Raw genomic sequence first — 19,996 nt, 5'->3', positions numbered from 1 at the left:
CCCCGGTGGCATCTCCCGGGCTGTGCCCGCCGGTCGTGCTGCCGGGTCTCACTCCCCGGCGTGGAGGTCCCGTTCCTCGATCAGCATGCCCCCCAGGAGGCGCTCGATCGCGGCACGGCCGTAGAGGGTGGAGTCCTCGAGCGCCTCGTCGTCCGAACTGGGGACGAACGAATCGTCCCATTCTACGCCGCCCTCCTGCTGTGCGGCGCCCGGTTCCGGGGCCTTGCGCCCGGCGGCGATCGCCGCCGCGTGGCGCTCGCGGAAGCTGAGCCGTTCGCGCCGGTCCGCCTCCGAGGGCGTGGCGCGCGGGGCGGTCTCCGCGCCGGGGGACGCGTCCCCGATCGCGGCCGGCGCCGAGGCGGCAGCGCTGCGCTCCCGGACCGGCGCGGGTGCCGGTACCGCAGCGCGGTGCTGCGGCGCGGGCCGCCACTGCTCCGGGGGTGCCTCGTCGAGGTCCTCCGGATAGGGGGGCTCGTCCGGGTACGGGGGTTCGTCGGGGTACGGGGGCTCCTCCGGGGGCGGGACGTCGTCGAACGGAGGGACGTCCCGGCCCCGGGGCGCCGTGGGGCCGCTCCGGCGGTCCACGGGCGCTCGGCCGCCCGGGCTCCTGCGCTCGGCGCTGCCGGCGGGGCCGCGGGTGGCGGGGCCCGGTGCGCGCTGCGGCGCGGAGGTGTCCTCCGGCGCGGGGGCGGGTGTGGGGTCCGCGGGCTCGGCGGGGTGCGCCGGCCCCTGGACCCGTTCCCGGGTCCGCGCGGGCTCCTGCACCGGGTCCGGCTGATCGGTCCGTGCCGGCTCCGCGGGGTGCGACGGGGTCCCGGGAGCGGCCTGCGCCGGGGACTCCGCGCCGCTCTCCGCCGGGGTCCCGTCCGGGGCGCCCTGCGGTATGGCGGCCACGGACCAGCTGTGCACGGGTTCCTCGGCCCACGCGGGATCCGTCCACTCGGGTGGTGCGTCCGTGGCCGGCCTGCCGTGGGCGTTCCACGGGTCCTGTCCGCCGCGGGGCTCGTCCCGGGACGCGGCTGCCGCCGGGGATCCCGTGGCGGGCGTGGTGCGGGGATCCCCCGCGCCGTGCTGCGGGGCCTCCGGCCTCCGGGAACCGGCCGGTCGTCGGTCGCCGGCCCCGTCCTGGGGCGCCTGCCCGTCGGCGCGCCGCTCCGCGCCTCCGCGGACCGGTGGGGCCTGGTGTTGTGCCGGGGGACCGGACTGCTGCGCGGGGGCGGCGGGGCGCTGGGCCTCGGACCGGGGCTCGCCCCGCTGCCCGGACGGGCGTGGCGACGGCTCCGGCCCGCGCGGCGCGCCTCCTCCGCCGCCGCGGCCGTGCCCCCCACCCGGGGGGACGGCCTCGGCCCGGCAGTCGATGCCCAGGACCTGCTGCACGGCCTGGCGCAGGTCGTCCTCGAAGCGCGGGAAGTTCATGAGGTCGCCCTCGGCGTCGAACATGATGCGCAGCACCTTGCCGTCGAAGGACTGCGGGGTGCCGCGCTGGACGGTGAACCACGCGACCCGGCGGATGTCGGCGAGGGCGTTGACGATCTCCGGCCAGGAGGCGCGCAGCAGGTCGATCTCGGAATCGGCCGGCTCGCTCGCCCGGGGTGTGTCCTGCCGAGGCGCCTGCTCCGCGGCGGCGGCGGGGGCGGGCGGCTCCGCACCGTGCGGCGAGCGGTCGGCGGGCTGCTGCCGTCCGGCGGCCTCCGGGGCGGGCGTGCGCTCCGGGGCAGGCGTGCGCTCCGGGGCAGGCGTGCGCTCCGGGGCGGCCGCGCCGTCCGGAGCGGCAGACCGCTCGGGCGGGGTGCCGGGCCGCTCGGCGTCCGCGGGTGCCGCCTGCTCCGCGGTGGTGCCCGCCGGGGCCGCGGCAGGGCGCTGCGGCACGGCGGCCGGCGGCGTCTCCGCCACGGGCGCGGCCGGGCTCTCCTCCGCGGCCGCGGGTGCGGCGGGGACCGTGCCACGGCCGATGCTCAGGCGCCGTTCCAGCCGGTCCACGCGCGCGGTGACGCCGCGGGTGGTGTCCTCCGAGGAGGGCAGCAGGACGCGGGCGCACAGCAGCTCGAGGTGCAGCTGGGGCGAGGTGGCCCCCGTCATCTCGGTCAGGGCCGTGTTGGTGATGTCCGCGGCGCGGGACAGCTCGGAGGCCCCGAGCTGGGACGCCTGGTTCCGCAGTCGGGCGATCTGGTCCTGGGGCATCCCGTGCAGGATGTTGCCCGCCGACTCCGGGACCGCGTTGACGATGATGAGGTCCCGGAAGCGCTCGAGCAGGTCCTCCACGAACCGGCGCGGGTCCTGGCCGGTCTGGACCACGCGGTCGACCGCGCGGAACACCGTGGCGGCGTCACCGGACGCGAAGGCGTCGACGACGTCGTCGAGCAGGGCGCCGTGGGTGTATCCCAGCAGGGCCACCGCGAGGTCGTAGCCGATGCCCCGCTCGTCGGAGCCGGCCATGAGCTGGTCGAGGACGGAGAGGGTGTCGCGGACCGACCCGCCACCGGCCCGGACCACGAGGGACAGCACCCCCGGGGCCACCGGGACGCGCTCCTCGGCGCACAGCTGCTCGAGGTAGTGCATCAGCGGCTCGGTGGGGACCAGGCGGAAGGGGTAGTGGTGGGTGCGGGACCGGATGGTCGTGAGCACCTTGCTCGGTTCGGTGGTCGCAAAGATGAACTTGATGTGCTCCGGGGGCTCCTCGACGATCTTGAGCAGGGCGTTGAAGCCCTCGCGCGTGACCATGTGGGCCTCGTCGATGATGAAGATCTTGAACCGGTCCCGCACGGGCGCGAAGGTGGCGCGCTCGCGCAGGTCACGGGCGTGGTCCACGCCACCGTGGCTGGCCGCGTCCATCTCGATCACGTCGAGGGAGCCGGCCCCGTCCCGGGCCAGGTCCCGGCAGCTCTCGCAGCGGCCGCAGGGCGTGGGCGTGGGGCCCTCGGCACAGTTGAGGCAGCGGGCCAGGATGCGGGCGGATGTCGTCTTGCCGCACCCGCGGGGGCCTGAGAAGAGGTAGGCGTGACTGACCCTGTCCTTGCGCAGCGCCGTCATCAGCGGTTCGGTCACGTGCTCCTGGCCGATGACGTCCTCGAAGGTCTCCGGGCGGTAGCGGCGGTACAGGGCGGTAGTCACAGAGCCACCTTAGCGACGGAATCCGACAGGCGGGGCCGAGTCCCGGGGCTGGGGGAGCGGGCCGCCCCCAGGGGACGAAAAGACCCCTCGCGCACCCGCCAGAGCCCGTTTACCCTTGCTGCCTTCCGGCCCTGGGGGAGTTCAACAGGATGACGCCACGCGAGGGGCTGTCAGAGAGTCTAGCCGATGCCGGGGGCAGGTCGAAACCGGGCGCCGGCATCGCGGATTCGGCAATGCCCGGGGGTTGGGCTATGCTGGACTCCGCATGTTCCGGCACCGTGAGGTCGCCGGGATGTGCGTGCCTGGAGGATTCGCCTAGCGGCCTATGGCGCACGCCTGGAACGCGTGTTGGGTTCACGCCCTCGGGGGTTCAAATCCCCCATCCTCCGCACCTGCAGAAAGAGCCCCTGACCGGCAGACCCGGTCAGGGGCTCTTTTGCGTGCTCCGCCCGGGAGGGCCGTCGTGCCCTGCGGCCGCGGCCCCGGGGGACCGCAGGACCAGGCGCCGGCGGATCCTTCCGGTGCCGTCGGCACCGGGGCTGTCGCCCAGGACCCGTCGCCCCAGGAGTCGACTGCTCGGGAGCCGGCTGCTCAGGAGCCGGCGCGACGCGCCCGGGACCGGCGGACGACCACGGCGGTGACGGTGCCGGCTGTCACGACACCCAGGGCCGCCAGGAGTGCGGACTGCCCCGGTGCGGCGGCGGCGTCCTGCGCGGGGACGCGGGTGAGGCTGCCCAGGGGGATCCGCGTGACCGTGCCGGGGGCCACCTCCCCCGCTCCGGGCATGGCCCGGGCCGCGGGCGACCCGCCCTCGACGGACCGGCCCTGGGGCGCCAGGTCGGCGGGCCCGGGAGGCCGGGTGGAGGCCGGGGCGGGAGCGGCCTCCCCGGGGCGCCCCGGGTCCGCATGCTCCTCGGCGTCGGGGGTCCCGTCCGCCGCCGTGCCGGCCGGGGCGCCCGGAACGGCGGTGTCCGGGGTCGTTCCGGCGTCGGGCTCGGCGGGCAGCTCCGGAGCGGGCTGCTGTGCGGTCCGGTCGTCCGATGACCCACCGACGCCCGGCGCCGGCGGGACGGCGGCCCCCGGGTCGGTGGTGGGCGCCTCCGCCGGGGCGGGGCCGGTCGCGTCGGCCGGTCCGTCCGGGGCGGGGCCCTGGGGCGCCGCCCCGATGGGGAACTCGACGGCCGGTGCGGGGGCGGGGGTGTCGGCGGCGTCGGGCTGGGCGACCGCGGGGGTGGGGGCGAGGAGGAGCAGGGCGGCGAGGGCCAGGGGGCGGACGGGCATGGAGGCGGTCTTTCCTCGGGAGGTGCGGGTACGACAAGGGGCGCTCGTCATTTTACGTCGTTCCTCCCCATGTCGTTCACTAATGCAATACTCTGCTCCTGTGACGGGACGGGCTGTCCCGTCGCACCCGCAGCTGCCCCCCGGCTGCGTGCATTTTCCCCCCATCCCTCTCCCCCCAAGAGGTTCCTGTGAAGCTGCCCTCGTTCCGTCTGCCCTCGTCCGCCCTGCCCGCCGCCGTCCTGGCCGGCGTGCTGATGACCGGGACGGCGGTCGCCACCGCCGTCCCGGCTCACGCCTCGACGACCAACACCGCCTACGCCGCCGCCGGGATCTCCTCCCAGTACCACCTCTACGACGACGGTGTCGACCGTTCCAAGGCCGTGGGCGTCGTCTTCTACTTCGACGGCGACGGCCAGTACTACGCCCAGCGCCCGACCGCGTCGATGCTCAAGACCATGGCCGCCCGGGCCGCGGCGAAGAACATGATCCTCGTCGTGCCCGTCGCCCCGGCCGACCGCTCCTGGACCGCCAACAGCGAGGTCGTCGGGGACTGGTTCCGGGCGCTGGCCGCCAAGATCGTCGCCGAGCAGCGCATCGACACGACCCGCATCCACCTGGCCGGCTACTCCGGCGGCGCCGAGTTCATCTCCACCGAGGTGCTCTCCGACCGCGCCGGCTGGATCCGCGGCGGCGGCGCCACGATCATCGGCGGCGGCGGGGTCTACTACGGAGGCCTCGAGACCGCTCCCGACGCCGTGCTGCGCGCGACCGACCCGACGTGGTACGTGGGCTCCCAGGACAGCTACGGTGCCACCCAGCCGGCCAACTGGTCGGCCCTGGAAGCCGCCGGCAAGGGCGCGGCCGCCTATCAGAAGGCCGGCTTCGCCAAGGCCAACCGGGTGGTGCTGCCCGGTCTGCACCACACCAACTACAACCTGCCGGGACTCGTCGGCGACGACGTCGACCGGCTCTACCCGACCACCGGCACCACCGTCTCCCCGGCAGCGGGGGCCAGCGAGCTCAACGGCTTCGAGCTCAAGGGCGCGATCGGGTCGCGGTGGAAGGCCCTGGGCGGGTCCTCCTGGGCCACCCCGGTCAGCGCCGAGCACGCCTCCGGGTACGGGTCCGTCTACCAGCGCTTCGTCGGCACGGACGGCCGGGAGAAGGCCGTCTACTGGTCCCGGGCCACCGGGACCCGGGTGGTCGACTACGGCGGGGCCATCGGCCGCAAGTTCGAGGCCGCCGGCTACGCCACCGGCTACGGGCCGCCGTCCTCCGACGAGGCGCGCACGGCCGACGGCGGCGCGTACCAGATGTTCGACGCCGCCGGGAAGCGCACCAAGCTCATGTGGTCGTCCGCGACCGGGGCGTGGGCGGTCAAGGAGTACGGGGCCATCGGGAAGCGCTGGGCGGCCCTCGGCCACGAGCGGGGCCTGGGCTACCCGACCTCCGACGAGTACAGCACGCCGGGCGGGATGGCCCAGAAGTTCACCGGCGGCCGGATCGAGTGGACCGCCGCCACCGGGGCCGTGCGCGTGCTCAAGAGCTGAGCCGCCACGGGCTCCGGCGCGAAGGACCCGCGGGCCGGCCCGCGGGTCCTTCGCGCCGGTCCGGGAGCGGCCCCTAGGATGGCTCCATGATCTTCAAGGCCGTGGGGGACTCGCGCCCGTACCCGGACCACGGCCTGGTCTCGCCCTCGGACTGGTCCGGCATCGCGCCCCGCCAGGTGCGCCTGGACCAGCTGACCACCACGAAGACCGCCCTGGACCTGGCGACCCTGCTCGACGTGGACTCGACGTTCTACGGCGACCTCTTCCCGCACGTGGTGCGCTGGCACGGCCAGCTCTACCTGGAGGACGGGCTGCACAGGGCGCTGCGCACCGCCCTGCACCACCGCACCGTGCTGCACGCACGGGTGCTCGAGCTCGGTCCCGCGCCCGGTGCGCGGGCGGGGGACGCCGGGCGACAGGTCAGGACGCCGCGCTGAGCGGCGTCCGCTCGGCGGGCAGCCGCACGGGGCGGCCGTCGGCGTCGAACTGCGCGCCCAGTCCCTGCTGGATGAACCGGACCGTCGAGCGGATGTGCTGCTCCCGCGCCGCACGGTCCTGGTCGGAGTTCTGCCCCCGGTCCGCGGCGGCGGTCAGGGAGCCGTGGACCAGCGAGGCGAGCTCCGAGATGTCGCCCTCGGGCAGGTAGGACTGCTCGATCGCGTCCCGCAGGATCGCGGCCAGCAGGCCCTGCAGCTCGCCCACGTGCTCGCCGAGCTTCTGGTAGTCCTCCGGGGACAGGACGGTGCGCATGGTGGGGCCCGGGGGCAGGTGGCGCCGGGCGAGGTCCTCGATCTGGGCGCGGATGTAGACGGCGAGCCGGTCGACCGGGTTGGCGACGCCCTCCAGGTCCCGACGGAGGTCCGTCATGAACCGCTCGGTCTCGTCCAGGGCGTAGGCCACGAGCAGCTCGCCCATGTCGGCGAAGTAGTTGTAGACCGCGGTGCGCCCCACCTCGGCGTTCTTGGCCACATGGGTCATGGTGAGTCCGGTGAGGCCCTGCTGGTAGAGCAGCTGGCCGAAGGAGTCGAGGATCGCTCGCTTGGTGTTCTCGCGCTGCGCGGCGTTGGTCGCCGCTGAAATACGAGGCATGATGACACCTTATCTCTGCATGTCATCAAAGTATGCACACTTCAATGATCCTTGGTGACGGTATGTCCGACTATGACAACACCCTTTCCGTCGTTTCGGTTCCCTCCGCGCGAACATCTGGGGAAACGTCCAGGAAAGGGCCGGGAAAACTGCCGCCGGGTACCAGGAGGCGGACGGGAACAGAGCGAGGCCGCGGCCGGCGACGTGGGGACGTCGTCGGCCGCGGCCTCGCACGGTGGCCCGCCGGCAGGCGGGCGGGCTCACTGCTCGGCGGCCGAGCCCCCCTGCCAGAGGGAGTCGAAGGGCGCCCGGGAGCTGAGGCGCTGCCGGATGCCGGCGGAGACGAAGGCCTTGGCGGTGCGGGCGGCCTCGAGCGGCTCGGCGCCCTTGGCGAGCTCGGCGGCCACGGCGGCCGCGAGGGTGCAGCCGGCCCCGGCCACCGGCACCTCACCGACCTTGGGCTCGGAGAGCACCTCGAGGGTCGTCCCGTCGTAGAAGACGTCGACGGCGTCCGGGCCGGCCAGGCGCACCCCGCCCTTGGCGAGCACCACGGCCCCCGAGGTCTCGTGGATCCGCCGGGCGGCCTCCTCGAGGTGCTCGACGGTGCTGATCTCGTCCATCCCGGACAGGGAGAGGGCCTCGAAGTGGTTGGGCGTCACGAACGTGGCCAGCGGGAGGACCTTCGCCTTGAGCGCCTCGTCGGTGTCCAGGGCGGCCCCGGGCTCCTGGCCCTTGCAGATCAGCACCGGGTCCAGGACGAGGTGGCGCGGCCGCAGGGCCGTCAGCGCCTCGGCGGTGGTCGCGATGGTCTCCGGGCTGCCCAGCATGCCGATCTTGACGGCGTCGAGCTCGTGCGCCGCCGTGATCGCCTCGAGCTGCTCCCGCAGCACGTCCTGCGGGACGGGGAACAGGCGGTGGCCCCAGTCCGCGTTCGGGTCGAAGGACACGATGCAGGTCAGCGCCAGCGAGCCGAAGACCCCGAGCTCCTGGAAGGTCTTGAGGTCCGCCTGCGCGCCGGCGCCACCGGTGGCCTCGGAGCCGGCGATGGTCAGGGCGACGGGCGGCTGGGCGGCGCCCGTGGCGGCGGGGGTGGATGCGGTGGTGGTGTCGGTCATGGGAGCCATTGTGCGCCCCGGCCCGCGTCCTCGGCCACCCGGACGGCCGCGGCCCGGCGCTAGACTGTCGGACGGTCTCCGGCCGCCACGACGTCCTCCACGGGGGTTCCGCGGCGGTGGGAGGACGGGCCCCGGGCGGCAGGCGGTCGCCGTGGCCCGTCCTGCAGCCCGCGCCACGGCGACCGCCCTCTCCGGGCCGGCGCCGCGTTCCGACAGATAGGTGACCCACCGTGTCCACTCCCGCAGGTCCTGCTCCGGTCGGGTTCGCCCGCCGGCCGCGCACGTACTTCGACCTGATCGTGGCGGCCTACTGCGTGGTCCTCGTCCTGTCCAACGTCGCCGCGACCAAGGGCGTCGCCTTCGGCCCCGTCCTCACCGACGGCGGCTTCTTCCTCTTCCCGCTGGCCTACGTCCTGGGCGACGTCGTCACGGAGGTCTACGGCTTCCGCGCCGCCCGGCGTGCCATCGTCACGTCGTTCGCGGCGGGCCTGTTCTCCTCGGTGGTGTTCTGGCTCGTCATCGCCCTGCCCCCGGCGGAGTTCTACCAGGGCCAGGAGGCCTTCGAGACCGTGCTGGGGCCGGTCCCGCTCATCGTGGCGGGCTCCCTGCTGGGCTACCTCGCGGGGCAGCTGCTCAACGCGTTCGTGCTGGTCCGGATCAGGGCCCGCACGCAGGAGCGGCACCTGTGGGCCCGGCTGATCGGATCGACCCTCGTCGGGGAGCTGGTGGACACGGTGATCTTCTGCGCGGTGGCGGCGCCGATCATCGGGATCAGCACCGCCTCCGACTTCCTGAACTACGTGGTCGTGGGCTACGTCTACAAGGTCCTGGTCGAGGTCGTCGTCCTGCCCGTCACCTACGCCGCGATCGCCTGGCTCAAGCGGCGGGAGCCGACCTACGGCCCGCCCGGGGCCGCGGCGGAGAGCCCGGCGCCCGCGCGCTGAGCGGGGCAGGACCCGCGGGCGCCGCGGCCCGGCGCCGTCCGCCGGGTCACCCGGGAGCCGCCGGGTCAGAAGCCGAGATAGGCGAGCTGGGCCCCCACCGAGCTCCGGGCGGCCGGCAGGACGCGGGCGGGGACGTCGGCGTAGATCCGGGCCGTGATCGCCTCGAGGCTGGCGCCGCGGCCCAGGGCCCGGAGCGCCTCCCGCACCTCGGCCAGGCGCTCCATCCGGTGCTCGAGCAGCTCCTCGCAGACCGCCTCGACGTCATCGCGCACGTCCCCGTGCGCGGGCAGCACGAGGGCGCTGCCCAGCACCGCCAGGCGCTGCAGCGAGCGCAGGTAGTCGCCCAGGCTCCCGTCCGGGTGGTCGAGCATCGTGGTCCCGCGGCCCAGGATCGTGTCGCCGGTGAGCACCGACCCGGGGGTCCCGCCGGTCCCCGGGCCGTCGGCGCCGGTGGGGGCGTCGTCGGGCAGGTGGAAGCTCACGGAGTCGGAGGTGTGCCCGGGGGTGTGCAGGACCCGGATCCGGCACCCGGCGGCCTCGACCGTCTCGCGGTCGGTCAGCGGGGGCGCGTCCCGGCAGAACTCGGGCAGGAACCCTCGCACGGGGGCTCCCGTGAGCGCGTGGAAGTCGTCGACGGCCCCGGTGTGGTCGGCGTGCCGGTGCGTGACCAGCGTGAGCACCGTGCGTCCCGCCGCGGCCAGCGCGGCCAGGTGCCTGCGGTCGGCCGGGCCGGGGTCCACGACGACGACGTCCTCCTGCCCCGGGGCCCCGAGCAGCCACGAGTTGGTGCCGTCCAGGGTCATCGGGCCCGGATTGGGGGCGGTCAGCCTCCGGGCGAGGGCGGTGGTGCGGATGCCGGTGTCCTCGGTCATGCGGGCAGACTATCCGAGGCCCGCCCGGGGCCGGGAGCACGTCTCAGCCCCGGGCGAGCATCGCCTCGAGCTTCGCGAAGGAGCTGCGCCACCCCGCCGCCGCGCCCGCGTGCACCACCGCGGGCAGCGGCCCCTGGGTGAGCACGAGCAGGGTGCCCCCGTCCCCGGTGGCGAGGAACTCGGTGCGCACCAGCACGTGCTGGTGCGTGGGCTCCCCGTCCGGGCCGGGCAGCGCCTCGCGGCCCTCGAGCAGCGCGTCCTGCTCGACCCGCAGGTAGGTGGCGTGCACCGGCGCGACCTGCGCGGGGTCGGCGTCGTTGACCATGTGGAAGCGCTGCCGGCCACCGGGCCGGACCTCGAGCAGCACCGACTCCCGGGGCACGCTCCAGCCCTGCGGGCCGAACCAGGCGGCGAGCCGGTCCGGGTCGGTGAACGCGGCGAAGACCGCGGCCGGCGGGTGGGGCAGGTCGTGGGAGACGGAGAAGACCTCCGCGGGATCCAGATCGGTGACGTCCATGCCCCCATTGTCCCCGGCCGAGCTCGGTCCCGGGGACGGCGGTCGGTACAGTGGCGCACGTGAGCACCGAACCTGCGCGGGTCCCGGGGCCGGAGGAAGCCGGTTCCCGCCCGGCCTGGGTCACCGTGCTCAAGGCCGTCGCGCTCCTGCTGCTGGTGGCGACGGCCGTGTGGTACCTCATCGGCCACGACGTGCCCACGGTGGAGCAGATCCGCGGGTTCGTCGAGGACTTCGGGGCGTGGGGTCCGCTCGTGTTCGCGGCGGCGTTCGTGCTCGTGGCCGCCACGCCGGTGCCGGTGACGGTCATGGCCGTGTCCGGCGGGTTCCTCTTCGGCATGGCCCAGGGCAGCGTGGTCGGCGTGGTCGCCACCACCGCCGGCGCCTGGCTCGGGTACTGGCTCGCCCGGTTCCTGGGCCGCGACGCCCTGTACCGTCTCGCGGGTCAGCGCGTGGGAGCGGTGGAGCGCAGGCTTGACGGCAAGGGCTTCCTGACGGTGCTCGTCCTGCGCCCCGTCCTGCCCAACTGGACCCTCAGCTACGGGGCGGGGCTCGTCCGCATCCCGCAGCGGGAGTACCTGGGCGCGACCCTCCTCGGCGGGATGCCGGGGCAGGTCAGCTTCGCCGCCCTGGGGGCCTTCACCTCCCGTCCCTCGTGGCCGGCGCTGGCCGCCGTGGCCGCCTCCTGGGCGGTCGTGGTGGTGGTCGGGGTGCTCGCCTGGCGCCGGTCCCGGCACGAGGCGGCGCGCACGGCCGAGCCCGGCGGGGCCGCGTAGCGGACGACGGCCCACCGGGACCACGAACGACGCCGTCCGGCCCTCGTGCAGAGGGCCGGACGGCGTCGTTCGGCAGTACCTACGGCGTGGGGCGTGCCCTACGCCTTGGGGCGGGCGGAGGTGGACCCGCTCGTCGGCTCGGCGCCGAGGATGTTGAGCTTGCCGCTCTTGCGATCGGCGAGGTACTCCTTCATCTCCCGCTTGATCACGGGCAGGAGCAGGTAGACGCCCAGCAGGTTCACGAAACCGCAGACGAACAGGGCCGCGTCGGCGAAGGCGATGACCTCGCTGAAGGTCAGCACGCAGCCGGCGACGGTGAAGAACAGGTAGATGAAACGGAAGATGTTGTCGCTCGTGCGGCTGCGGCCGAAGAGGAACTCCCAGGCCTTGAGCCCGTAATAGAACCAGGTGATCAGCGTGGAGAACGCGAACAGCGTCACCGCGATGGCCAGGACGACCGGGAACCAGGGGATCACGGTGGCGAAGGCGTCCGAGGTGAGGATGACGCCGTCGGGGGCGCCCTCACCGGCCTGCACCTGGTCGATGCCGGCCTGCAGGCTCGGAGCACCGGCGATGATGATCGCCAGGGCCGTCATGGTGCAGATGATCACGGTGTCGACGAACGGCTCGAACATGGCCACGAAGCCCTCGCTCACGGGCCGGGTGGTCTTGACCGCCGAGTGGGCGATCGGGGCGGAGCCCAGACCGGCCTCGTTGGAGAACGCCGCGCGCTGGAAGCCCACGATCATGACACCGAGGATGCCGCCGGCCATGCCCTCCGGCGAGAAGGCGCCGTTGATGATCGAGGCGAAGGCCGCCGGGACCTGTCCGATGTTGACCAGGATCACGATGAGGCACGCGGTGACGTAGACAGCGGCCATGGCGGGCACGAGCCTGCTCGTGGTGGCACCGATGGACTTGATGCCGCCGATGATCACCGCGCCGACGAGACCGGCGAGGATGAGCCCGAAGATGAGCGCCGCCCCGGCGCTGCCGAGGAAGCCGTCGGGGCCGCCCGTGACGTTGCGCACCTGGGCGTAGGTCTGGTTCGCCTGGAACATGTTGCCGCCGGCCGCTCCGAACAGGAGAATCGCCACGGCGAAGATGCCGGTGAAGATCTTGGCGACGACGCTGCCGAACTTGCCGTACGCGACGAGCAGGTACCGGAACGGCCCGCCGCTGACGGTGCCGTCCTCGTGGACCTCGCGGTACTTCACGCCCAGGGTGCACTCGGCGAACTTGGTGGCCATGCCGAGCAGTCCGGCGCAGATCATCCAGAAGGTGGCACCCGGCCCACCGAGGGCCATGGCCGCACCCACACCGGCGATGTTGCCCAGGCCCACGGTCCCGGACAGCGCGGAGGTCAGGGCCTGGAAGTGCGGGACCTCACCGGGATCGTCCTTGGTGGAGTACTTGCCCCGCACCACGTCCCAGGACACCTTGAGGCCGCGGAACTGGATGAACCCGAAGTAGATGGTGAAGATCACGCCGGCCGCGATCAGCCACGCGACCACGAAGGGAAAGCTGACACCCGCAACGGTGATCGGGTAGAAGACGATGGCGTTGAAGACCTCGGTGATGGGTGCGAAGGCCGAGTTGATCGCTCGGTCGATCGCGGCCAGCCAGCCGATGTCCTCCGCGACCGGAGACATGGGTACCGCTTGAATGATCGCCATCCACCAACTACACCCCCTGGACGGCCCGTTGGCAACAGAAACACGTGTCCCCGAATGTAAATACTTGACGTACCAGTAGATATCGGTTTCCGCGGGGGAGGGGGCGCGCGGTTCGCACCCCGGTGACGGTGCGCCCGCACCGTCACCGGGGGTGGTGGCTCAGCGGCTGGAGGACGTGCTCGTGAGGTGCTGCGGGGCGGTCATGGCGCACACTCGGAGGCCGCGGACGAGGTCGCCGCCGGCGTGGCGGACGGTCTCGCCGAACGAGGCGGAGCGGGCCGGAGCAGCGGCGCGGCCGATCGCGGTGAAGAGGACGGCGGGGAGGCCGAAGACGAAGAGGAGAGCCACGGGAGCATCCAGCTTTCTGTGTGCGGTGCGGGGAGATCTGCGACACGGTCGGCGCAGTTGACATCTAAAGTCTAACGGCCCGATAGTGAAGCATCCAGTCTGATAACACGCACCATAGGAGATAATCGTTGCGTCTAGATGATATCGACCAGCAAATCATTGCGTCACTCATCCAGGACAGCCGCCGCAGCTACGCGGCCATCGGGAAGAAGGTGGGGCTGTCCGCCCCGGCGGTGAAGCGGCGGGTCGACGCGCTGCAGCAGTCGGGTGCCGTCAAGCGCTTCACCGCGGAGATCGATCAGTCGGTGCTCGGGTGGAACATCGAGGCCTTCGTGGAGCTGCACTGCGACGGCGGGCTGTCGCCGTCGATGATGCGGACCATGGCCGCGGAGATCGCCGAGGTGACGGACGCCTACACGGTGACCGGGGAGGCGGACGGCATCTTCCTCATCCGCGCCGAGAACACCGCCCACCTGGAGGACGTCATGGTCCGGATCCGGGAGTGGAAGGGCATCAACCACACACGCAGTTCCGTCATCCTCTCGCATCTGTGAGCCCGACGACGGCGGCTCGGGGATACTGGACGCACGTCATCATCGGCACGGCGGCGGAGGGTGCGACATGGAGAACGGACAGGACGCAGTGATCGTGGTCGGGGTCGACGGGTCCGAGCAGTCGGTGCGGGCACTGCGCTGGGCCGCGCGCCTCGCCCCCGAGCTCGGGGCCGGGATCAAGGCGGTGGGGGCCTGGGAGAATCCGCCCGAGTACGTGGGCTTCGCCCGCTTCAAGGACGACCACTTCGACGAGCTGGCCCGGAAGCGCGTGGACGACGCGCTCCAGGAGGCCTTCGGGGGAGACCTGCCGGCCGGGCTGAGCACGGTCGTCGAGTTCGGCCACCCGCCCCGGGTGCTCATCCACCACAGCGAGGGCGCCACCATGCTGGTGGTGGGACGCCGGGGGCACGGTGGTTTCCGGGGCCTGCTGATGGGCTCCGTCAGCTCCGCGTGCGTCGCCCACGCCCCGTGCCCGGTCCTCGTGCTGCCCGAGGTGGCCGGCGACGCCGAGCGGCCGGGCTGAGTCCGCGGACCTGCTCCGGACCAGCACGCCCCGGACCGGCGGCGCAGGCCCGCGGGGACGAACGGCTCAGCCCCGGCGCGCGTAGTACCGGCCCAGGACCTCGTCCCGGTACTCGAAGTAGGTGCCGTCGGCCATGGCCTGCCGCGCGCCGTCGACCATGCGCACCACGAACCGTTCGTTGTGGATCGACGCGAGCGTCGCGGAGAGCCGCTCCTTGGCCTTGAACAGATGGTGCAGGTACGCCCGGGTGTAGTGCGTGCACGTGTAGCAGTCGCAGCCGTCCTGGACGGGCGAGAAGTCCGTCCGGAAGCGGGCGTTGCTCACGGTGAACCGGCCGTCCGGGCCGTACACGGACCCCGTGCGGGCCACCCGGGTGGGCGAGACGCAGTCGAAGGTGTCCGCGCCGTTCTCCAGGGCGGTGAAGATGTCGTCCGGCTCGGAGATCCCCAGCAGGTGCCGCGGGCGGTCCTCGGGCAGCTCTTCGGCGCACCAGCGCACGATCGTGCCGAGGTTCTCCTTCTCCAGCGCCCCGCCGATCCCGAACCCGTCGAAGTCCATCGCCCCGAGGTCGCGGCACGCCTTCCGGCGCAGGTCCTCGTACTGGGCGCCCTGGATCACGCCGAACAGCGCCTGGTACGGCTTGCCCGCACGCTCCTCGGTGAGCCGGGCGTGCTCGGCCACGCAGCGCTGCGCCCACCGGCGGGTCCGCTCGAGGGACGTCTCCTGGTAGTCCCGGGAGTTGTGCAGCGTGGTCAGCTCGTCGAATGCGAAGACGATGTCCGCCCCGAGCCGGTGCTGCACCTGCATCGAGATCTCCGGGGTGAATCGGTGGACGTCCCCGTTGATGTGGGAGACGAACGTGACCCCGTCGTCGTCGACCCGGGCCAGGCGGTCCTTGCCGGTCGCGACGTCGTCGTCGCCCGCGGCGGAGGCGGCGACGGTGGACATGTCGATCACCTTCTTGAAGCCCGAGCCCAGGGACATGACCTGGAACCCGCCGGAGTCCGTGAAGGTGGGTCCGCCCCAGTTCATGAACGCCCCGAGCCCGCCCGCCGCGTCGAGCACGTCCGCCCCGGGCTGGAGGTAGAGGTGGTAGGCGTTGGCGAGCAGGGCCTGCGCGCCGAGCTCGGCCATGGACTCCGGCAGCACGGCCTTGACCGTGGCCGCGGTGCCGACGGGGACGAACGCGGGGGTCCGGATCATCCCGTGCGGGGTGCTGATCGTCCCGGTGCGGCCCAGGAGCGGGCCGCCGTCGGCGGCCACTCGCCCACCGGGGATGCGTGCGGTCCCGTCCAGCCGGTGCTCCACCTCGAAGCCGAAGGCGGCGCGGGCGGTGGGGGACGCGGAGGACTCGACCGGTGTGGGCACCGGTCCATTGTGCGTCACCGCCCGCCCCGGGCGCAGGCCCTGCCGGCGCTGTGCGTCGTGCTGGGCGTGCTGCTCAGCGGCCCCAGCCGGCGTGGGCGACGGCCTGGCGGACCAGGTCTCCCCGGCCCCCGGCGAACTCCGCCTGGACCTCGGGGCTGAGCGCCTCCTCGGGGCTCATCCAGGACAGCTGGAGGGCGTCCTGACGGGGGCTGCACTCACCGCGCACGGGCACGATGTAGCTCAGCGCCACGGCGTGCTGGCGGTCGTCGGTCAGCCCGGTCTCGGACGGGGAGGGAAAGAACTCGGCCACCGCGAACGGGGTGGTGGACACCGGCAGCTGCGGGAAGGCCATGGCGCCCAGGTCCTTCTCGAGGTGGCGCAGCAGGGCGGCCCGGATGGTCTCCCGGTACAGCACCCGGCCGGAGACGAAGGTGTACATCATCTCCCCCTCGGGGGTCGCCTGCAGCAGCAGCCCGATCTCGGAGAGGTAGCCCAGCGGGTCGAGCCGGACCGGCAGCGCCTGCACGTAGACCATCGGCAGTCGACGCCGGGCCTCCTGCAGATCGTCCTCGTTGAGCCAACCGGGGTTCGGATCGGGGGTGCGGAGGAAGTTCATACTGCTGTTCTATCCCATGACTCCTGGCGCGGCCACGATCGACCCCGGCCCGGGCCGCCGGTTCAGCGCTCAGCGGAGCCGCCGGCCCCCGCCCCGCTCAGGCGCGGTCCACCCGCCCCCGCCCCGCTCAGGCGCGGTCCAGCCGGGCGGCGGCCTCCAGCACCGTCCAGGCCTGGACCTGGGTGGACAGCTCCACCGGCGCCCCCGGGCGCTGGGACTCGCGGGCGGGACGCGCCGGGTCCGGGGAGAAGATCGCGACCGTCTCCCCGGCGGCGGACGACGGCGCGCCGTGGACCGCCGCCGGGTCGGCCTCGCGCCGGCCCGCCCACAGGACCTCGGCGGTTCCGGTCACCAGCTCGGCGGCGGTGCGCCGGGCCTGCTCGGGCAGCTCCGGGCGCCGGGCCGCCTCGGCGAGGTAGCGGGCCAGGATCCCGCTGAACAGCCCGGCGTCCCCGCCGCCGTGCGTGGTCAGGACCCGGTGCCCGTCCACGGACCGGCCGAAGGTCTCCGCGGCGCCGGCGACCACGTCGGCCGCCGTGCGCAGCAGGCGGGACCGTTCGTCGGCGCCCGTCCCCGGGGCGTCCGCGAGCTCGAGCAGCGCTCCGAGCACGGGCCCGGAGTTGTAGCTGAACAGCCGCTCGTCCAGCCGCGTCACCTCGGTGCCGGAGCCGGCCGCGACCAGGAGCAGCCCGTCGTGGAAGACCTTCCGCTCCGGGTTCCAGAGGGTCTCCTGCAGCCACGCGAGCACCGCCCGGGCCTGCTCGGTGCGATGGGTGCGCACGAAGGCCAGGGCCGCGGGGGCCGAGGAGGCGGTGTTCTTGACGTCGTGACGGGTGTTCCAGAAGACCCCGCCGCCCAGGTCCGTCGTGTGCCCCTGCTCGATCCGGGCCAGCAGGGCGCTGCCCGCGTCCAGGCACGCCACGTCCGCCCGGCCGGCCAGGGCGTGGTCCAGCGCGGTGAGCCGGCCCACGGCCAGCAGCAGCCACGCCATGTCGTCGTAGTAGGAGTTGCGGGTCACCCGTCCGCCGCTGCGCAGGGTGATGCCCCGCAGCAGCCGGTGCGCCTCACGGCGGAACGGCTCCGCCCGGACGGGCTCGTCCCGGTGCCGCAGGCCGGCGTCCACGAGGGCGTCGAGCAGGTGCGCCTGCCACCAGTAGTGCCACGGTGCCGTGCGGGTCCGGGGCCACGGGTGCGCGGGTGCGCCGAGCAGGGTGCCGGGCACGCCCAGCGCCCGCCCGCCGAAGAGTTCGCGGACCGACCGGGCCGCCGTGTCGGCGCGCTCGCCGGCGCGCTCGGCCGGGCCGGAGGAGAGGGTGCGGGGCGTGGCGCTCGCGCCGGTGGTGGTGGGCATGGCGGCTCCTGTGCTGGTGGGGGAGGGGATGCTGCCCCGAGCTTATGCGCTCGTCGGAGGGTGCGGGCCGGACCGGTCCCGGGCGGCGCCGAGGAACAACCGCCGGTGCACCGTCTCGGCGGGTCCGCGCAGACCCCGCCGCTCGAGCAGGACGGCGCCGAGCAGGGTGGCCAGCCACACCGCGGAGCCCAGCAACAGCGCGGCGGTGGGGGTCAGGGAGCGGCCGAGCCCCAGCGCGAACGGCGGCAGCAGGACCGTGAACAGCACGGACTGGGCGAGGTAGCCGCTCATCGACCGGCGCCCGAGGGCCTGCAGCGACCACAGCGCGGGGTGCTCCCGCCCCCGGAGGGCGGTGGCCCCGTCCCCGGTCCGCCGCTGGACCCGCTCGCAGACCAGGGCCACCACGAGCGCGTAGCCGATGCCCTGCGCGGCGCCGGTGACGGAGTCCAGGCCGGTGAGCAGGGCCCCGGCGGCCGTGGAGGGCTCGAGCATGTCCGTGGTCAGCAGGCCCGTGCCGACGCCGGTGAGCAGGCCGGCCCCGATGCAGGCCGCCGCGGTCCCGAGCAGCCGGCCGCGGCGGGCCCCGGGCTCCTCGAGCACCCGGTGGCGGCTCAGGGCCAGGCCGAGCAGCAGCATGGGCAGCAGGCCCAGGAGCTGGAGCGGGGCGTAGGCGACCACCCCGAGCCCCTCGGCCAGCACGAGGGCGAAGTGCTCCTGCACGGAGTCCGTGACGAGGCTGGGGAAGGGTGCGGTGCCGGGATCCCGGACGGCCCAGCTCGCCGCGCCGTAGAGGGCCATCAGCACGGAGCCCAGGGCGGCGAGGATCACGAGGGTCGCCGTGCTCTCGGCGATCAGCAGCGCCAGGAACAGGCCGCCGAAGGCGTAGGCGGTGATGATGTCTCCGGGGAAGAGCAGGCACGCGTGCAGGGCCCCGACGACCAGCAGCCACCCGTAGCGCCGCAGCAGCAGCCCCCGGGCGAGGGAAAGAGGTGTGCCCCGGGCGGCCTCCCGGGCCGCGATCTGGCCCACGCCGTACCCGACCAGGAACGAGAACAGGGGGAAGCCGCGGCCGTCCACGAACATGGACATCGCGGTGTTGACCACGTCGTCCGCCGTCCACCCCGCCGCGCCCGCCCCGGCCCCCAGCGGCCGGTCGCGGGGACCGTCCGTGGGCCCGGGCGCCCAGATCCACGCGGTGATGTTGGCGACCGCGATGACCCAGAGCATGAGCCCGCGGACCACGTCCGGCGCCGGGACCCGCGCGGCCGCCGGACCGGTGCGCGGCGCGCTCACGCGGCGCCCCCGGTCCGGAGGGCGCGCCGGCTCTCGAAGGCCAGCGGGCGGCCCGTCACCGGGTGGGTCAGGGCGACCCGGCGGGCCAGCAGCTGCAGCGGCCGGCCGGGGTCCTCGGTGCCGGCCGGCAGCACCTGCGGATAGAGGGGATCGTGCCGGACCGGGACGCCGAGGCCCGCCAGGTGGACCCGGATCTGGTGGGTGCGCCCGGTCTCGGGCCGCAGCCGGTAGCGCGCCCAGGTGCCCTCCTCGTCCGTGAACGGGGAGCCCGTCCGGTCCACGACGGTGCGTGCGTTGACCGGGCCCGGCACCTCCCGGGCCTGCAGGCAGGTGCGGTCCTTGACGATGCGGGACTCGACGACGCGCGGCAGCCCGAGCCCCGGCCGGTGCGCGGCCACCGCCTCGTACTCCTTGCGCACCGCCCGCTCCTGGAACAGGGTCTGGAACCGGCCGCGCGTGGCGGGGTCCCGGGACAGCAGCAGCACCCCGGCCGTGCCGCGGTCCAGCCGGTGCAGGGGGGAGAGGCGGTCCTCACCGCGGGAACGGCGCAGCTTCACGAGCGCGCTCTGGGCCACGAACCCGCCGCGCGGGGTGGTGGGCAGGCCGTGCGGCTTGTCGACCGCCAGCAGCCACTCGTCCTCGAACAGCACCGGCAGGTCCCCGGGCAGCTCCGGCTCCACGGGCGGGGCCCGGTGGTACCAGACCGAGCCGCCGGGCTCACAGGGGGCGTCGTGGGCGAGGGACCGCCCGTTGCCGTCGACGATCCCCCCGGAGACGAAGAGCTCCTCCAGCTCCGGCGCGGAGGCCGGGAACCGGGCGAGCAGGTAGTCGCGGACGGTGCCGTGCTCCGGCGCCGCCGGCAGCCGGACCCGGACGGGGTCCACACCGTCCCGCAGGGGCAGGGGGGCGGAGGCGGGCCGACGTCGTCGCATGGTGTCCGATCGTGCTCCGCCCACGGGCACTTGTCCACTCGGTGGGCCCGGGCGCGGACCCGGGTGCCGCCGGCGCCCGGGCC

The 19,996-nt window shown here is 74.1% G+C and carries 19 protein-coding genes, 1 tRNA gene and 1 other RNA gene; 7 read left to right on the top strand and 14 right to left on the bottom strand.

The annotated features are described in order from the left end of the window. Window positions 1–48: 48 nt before the first annotated feature. Window positions 49–3,111: a DNA polymerase III subunit gamma and tau gene (locus RE027_RS15440; RefSeq protein WP_368809162.1), complete on the bottom strand. Its 3,063-nt coding sequence runs from the start codon at window positions 3,109–3,111 to the stop codon at window positions 49–51. A gap of 75 nt (window positions 3,112–3,186) precedes the next feature. Then, an RNA gene (gene ffs, locus RE027_RS15435) (signal recognition particle sRNA small type) lies at window positions 3,187–3,283 on the bottom strand. A 132-nt stretch (window positions 3,284–3,415) separates the two neighbouring features. Between ffs and RE027_RS15430 the strand changes: the two genes are divergently transcribed. Beyond that, window positions 3,416–3,500: transfer RNA gene (locus RE027_RS15430), tRNA-Ser, on the top strand. Between the two features lie 202 nt (window positions 3,501–3,702). Here the strand turns inward: RE027_RS15430 and RE027_RS15425 are convergent. Beyond that, window positions 3,703–4,392, bottom strand: coding sequence for a hypothetical protein (locus tag RE027_RS15425; protein ID WP_368809161.1), 690 nt, complete (start codon window positions 4,390–4,392; stop codon window positions 3,703–3,705). A gap of 188 nt (window positions 4,393–4,580) precedes the next feature. On the opposite strand from RE027_RS15425, the gene RE027_RS15420 reads away from it, so the two are divergent. After that, window positions 4,581–5,942 carry a hypothetical protein gene (locus RE027_RS15420; protein WP_368809160.1) on the top strand — a complete coding sequence of 454 codons (1,362 nt, stop codon included), beginning with the start codon at window positions 4,581–4,583 and terminating at the stop codon, window positions 5,940–5,942. An 86-nt stretch (window positions 5,943–6,028) separates the two neighbouring features. Next, entirely contained in the window at window positions 6,029–6,379 is a 351-nt protein-coding gene (locus RE027_RS15415) for a type II toxin-antitoxin system VapB family antitoxin (RefSeq protein ID WP_368809159.1), read from the top strand. Here RE027_RS15415 and RE027_RS15410 read toward each other — a convergent pair. Together RE027_RS15410 and RE027_RS15405 are read right to left on the bottom strand one after the other, a co-directional pair. Further along, window positions 6,363–7,031 carry a TetR/AcrR family transcriptional regulator gene (locus RE027_RS15410; protein WP_368809158.1) on the bottom strand — a complete coding sequence of 223 codons (669 nt, stop codon included), beginning with the start codon at window positions 7,029–7,031 and terminating at the stop codon, window positions 6,363–6,365. The two genes, RE027_RS15415 and RE027_RS15410, sit on opposite strands and share 17 nt — an antisense overlap. A 260-nt stretch (window positions 7,032–7,291) precedes the next feature. Beyond that, complete coding sequence (locus tag RE027_RS15405) at window positions 7,292–8,146, bottom strand: hydroxymethylpyrimidine/phosphomethylpyrimidine kinase (protein WP_368809157.1); 855 nt, start codon at window positions 8,144–8,146, stop codon at window positions 7,292–7,294. Between the two features lie 230 nt (window positions 8,147–8,376). Between RE027_RS15405 and RE027_RS15400 the strand changes: the two genes are divergently transcribed. Next, window positions 8,377–9,090 (top strand): queuosine precursor transporter, encoded by a 714-nt coding sequence (locus RE027_RS15400; RefSeq protein ID WP_368809156.1) that lies wholly within the window; start codon window positions 8,377–8,379, stop codon window positions 9,088–9,090. A gap of 65 nt (window positions 9,091–9,155) precedes the next feature. Here RE027_RS15400 and RE027_RS15395 read toward each other — a convergent pair whose 3' ends face one another. Both RE027_RS15395 and RE027_RS15390 read right to left on the bottom strand, forming a co-directional pair. After that, window positions 9,156–9,962 carry an MBL fold metallo-hydrolase gene (locus RE027_RS15395; RefSeq protein ID WP_368809155.1) on the bottom strand — a complete coding sequence of 269 codons (807 nt, stop codon included), beginning with the start codon at window positions 9,960–9,962 and terminating at the stop codon, window positions 9,156–9,158. Between the two features lie 43 nt (window positions 9,963–10,005). Beyond that, a complete protein-coding gene (locus RE027_RS15390) occupies window positions 10,006–10,479 on the bottom strand; it encodes an SRPBCC family protein (protein ID WP_368809154.1) in 474 nt (157 codons plus the stop codon). A 59-nt stretch (window positions 10,480–10,538) separates the two neighbouring features. On the opposite strand from RE027_RS15390, the gene RE027_RS15385 reads away from it, so the two are divergent. Beyond that, window positions 10,539–11,252 (top strand): TVP38/TMEM64 family protein, encoded by a 714-nt coding sequence (locus RE027_RS15385; RefSeq protein ID WP_368809153.1) that lies wholly within the window; start codon window positions 10,539–10,541, stop codon window positions 11,250–11,252. 98 nt (window positions 11,253–11,350) lie between these two features. On the opposite strand, the gene RE027_RS15380 is transcribed toward RE027_RS15385, so the two are convergent. Continuing rightward, window positions 11,351–12,904, bottom strand: coding sequence for an alanine/glycine:cation symporter family protein (locus tag RE027_RS15380; RefSeq protein WP_368809152.1), 1,554 nt, complete (start codon window positions 12,902–12,904; stop codon window positions 11,351–11,353). Between the two features lie 183 nt (window positions 12,905–13,087). Continuing rightward, window positions 13,088–13,276, bottom strand: coding sequence for a hypothetical protein (locus RE027_RS15375; RefSeq protein ID WP_368809151.1), 189 nt, complete (start codon window positions 13,274–13,276; stop codon window positions 13,088–13,090). A 128-nt stretch (window positions 13,277–13,404) separates the two neighbouring features. On the opposite strand from RE027_RS15375, the gene RE027_RS15370 reads away from it, so the two are divergent. Then, window positions 13,405–13,830 (top strand): Lrp/AsnC family transcriptional regulator, encoded by a 426-nt coding sequence (locus RE027_RS15370; protein WP_368809150.1) that lies wholly within the window; start codon window positions 13,405–13,407, stop codon window positions 13,828–13,830. 67 nt (window positions 13,831–13,897) lie between these two features. After that, complete coding sequence (locus RE027_RS15365; RefSeq protein ID WP_368809149.1) at window positions 13,898–14,353, top strand: universal stress protein; 456 nt, start codon at window positions 13,898–13,900, stop codon at window positions 14,351–14,353. Window positions 14,354–14,419: 66 nt separating this feature from the next. Here RE027_RS15365 and tgt read toward each other — a convergent pair whose 3' ends face one another. The 5 genes from tgt to RE027_RS15340 all read right to left on the bottom strand — a co-directional run bounded on the left by tgt (window position 14,420) and on the right by RE027_RS15340 (window position 19,913). Further along, on the bottom strand, window positions 14,420–15,721 hold the full coding sequence (gene tgt, locus RE027_RS15360; protein WP_387921476.1) for a tRNA guanosine(34) transglycosylase Tgt: 1,302 nt from the start codon (window positions 15,719–15,721) through the stop codon (window positions 14,420–14,422). 73 nt (window positions 15,722–15,794) lie between these two features. Beyond that, complete coding sequence (locus tag RE027_RS15355) at window positions 15,795–16,337, bottom strand: NUDIX hydrolase family protein (protein WP_368809148.1); 543 nt, start codon at window positions 16,335–16,337, stop codon at window positions 15,795–15,797. Window positions 16,338–16,464: 127 nt separating this feature from the next. Further along, entirely contained in the window at window positions 16,465–17,688 is a 1,224-nt protein-coding gene (locus RE027_RS15350) for a glycoside hydrolase family 76 protein (protein ID WP_368809147.1), read from the bottom strand. Between the two features lie 42 nt (window positions 17,689–17,730). Beyond that, window positions 17,731–18,981, bottom strand: coding sequence for a DUF418 domain-containing protein (locus RE027_RS15345; RefSeq protein ID WP_368809146.1), 1,251 nt, complete (start codon window positions 18,979–18,981; stop codon window positions 17,731–17,733). After that, window positions 18,978–19,913 carry a pseudouridine synthase gene (locus RE027_RS15340; RefSeq protein WP_368809145.1) on the bottom strand — a complete coding sequence of 312 codons (936 nt, stop codon included), beginning with the start codon at window positions 19,911–19,913 and terminating at the stop codon, window positions 18,978–18,980. The genes RE027_RS15345 and RE027_RS15340 overlap by 4 nt, the downstream gene beginning before the upstream one ends. Between the last annotated feature and the right edge of the window lie 83 nt (window positions 19,914–19,996).

The sequence above is a fragment of the Kocuria sabuli genome, from assembly GCF_040981185.1.
Lineage (GTDB): Bacteria > Actinomycetota > Actinomycetes > Actinomycetales > Micrococcaceae > Kocuria > Kocuria sabuli.
This window is presented reverse-complemented; position numbering and strand designations above follow the sequence as displayed.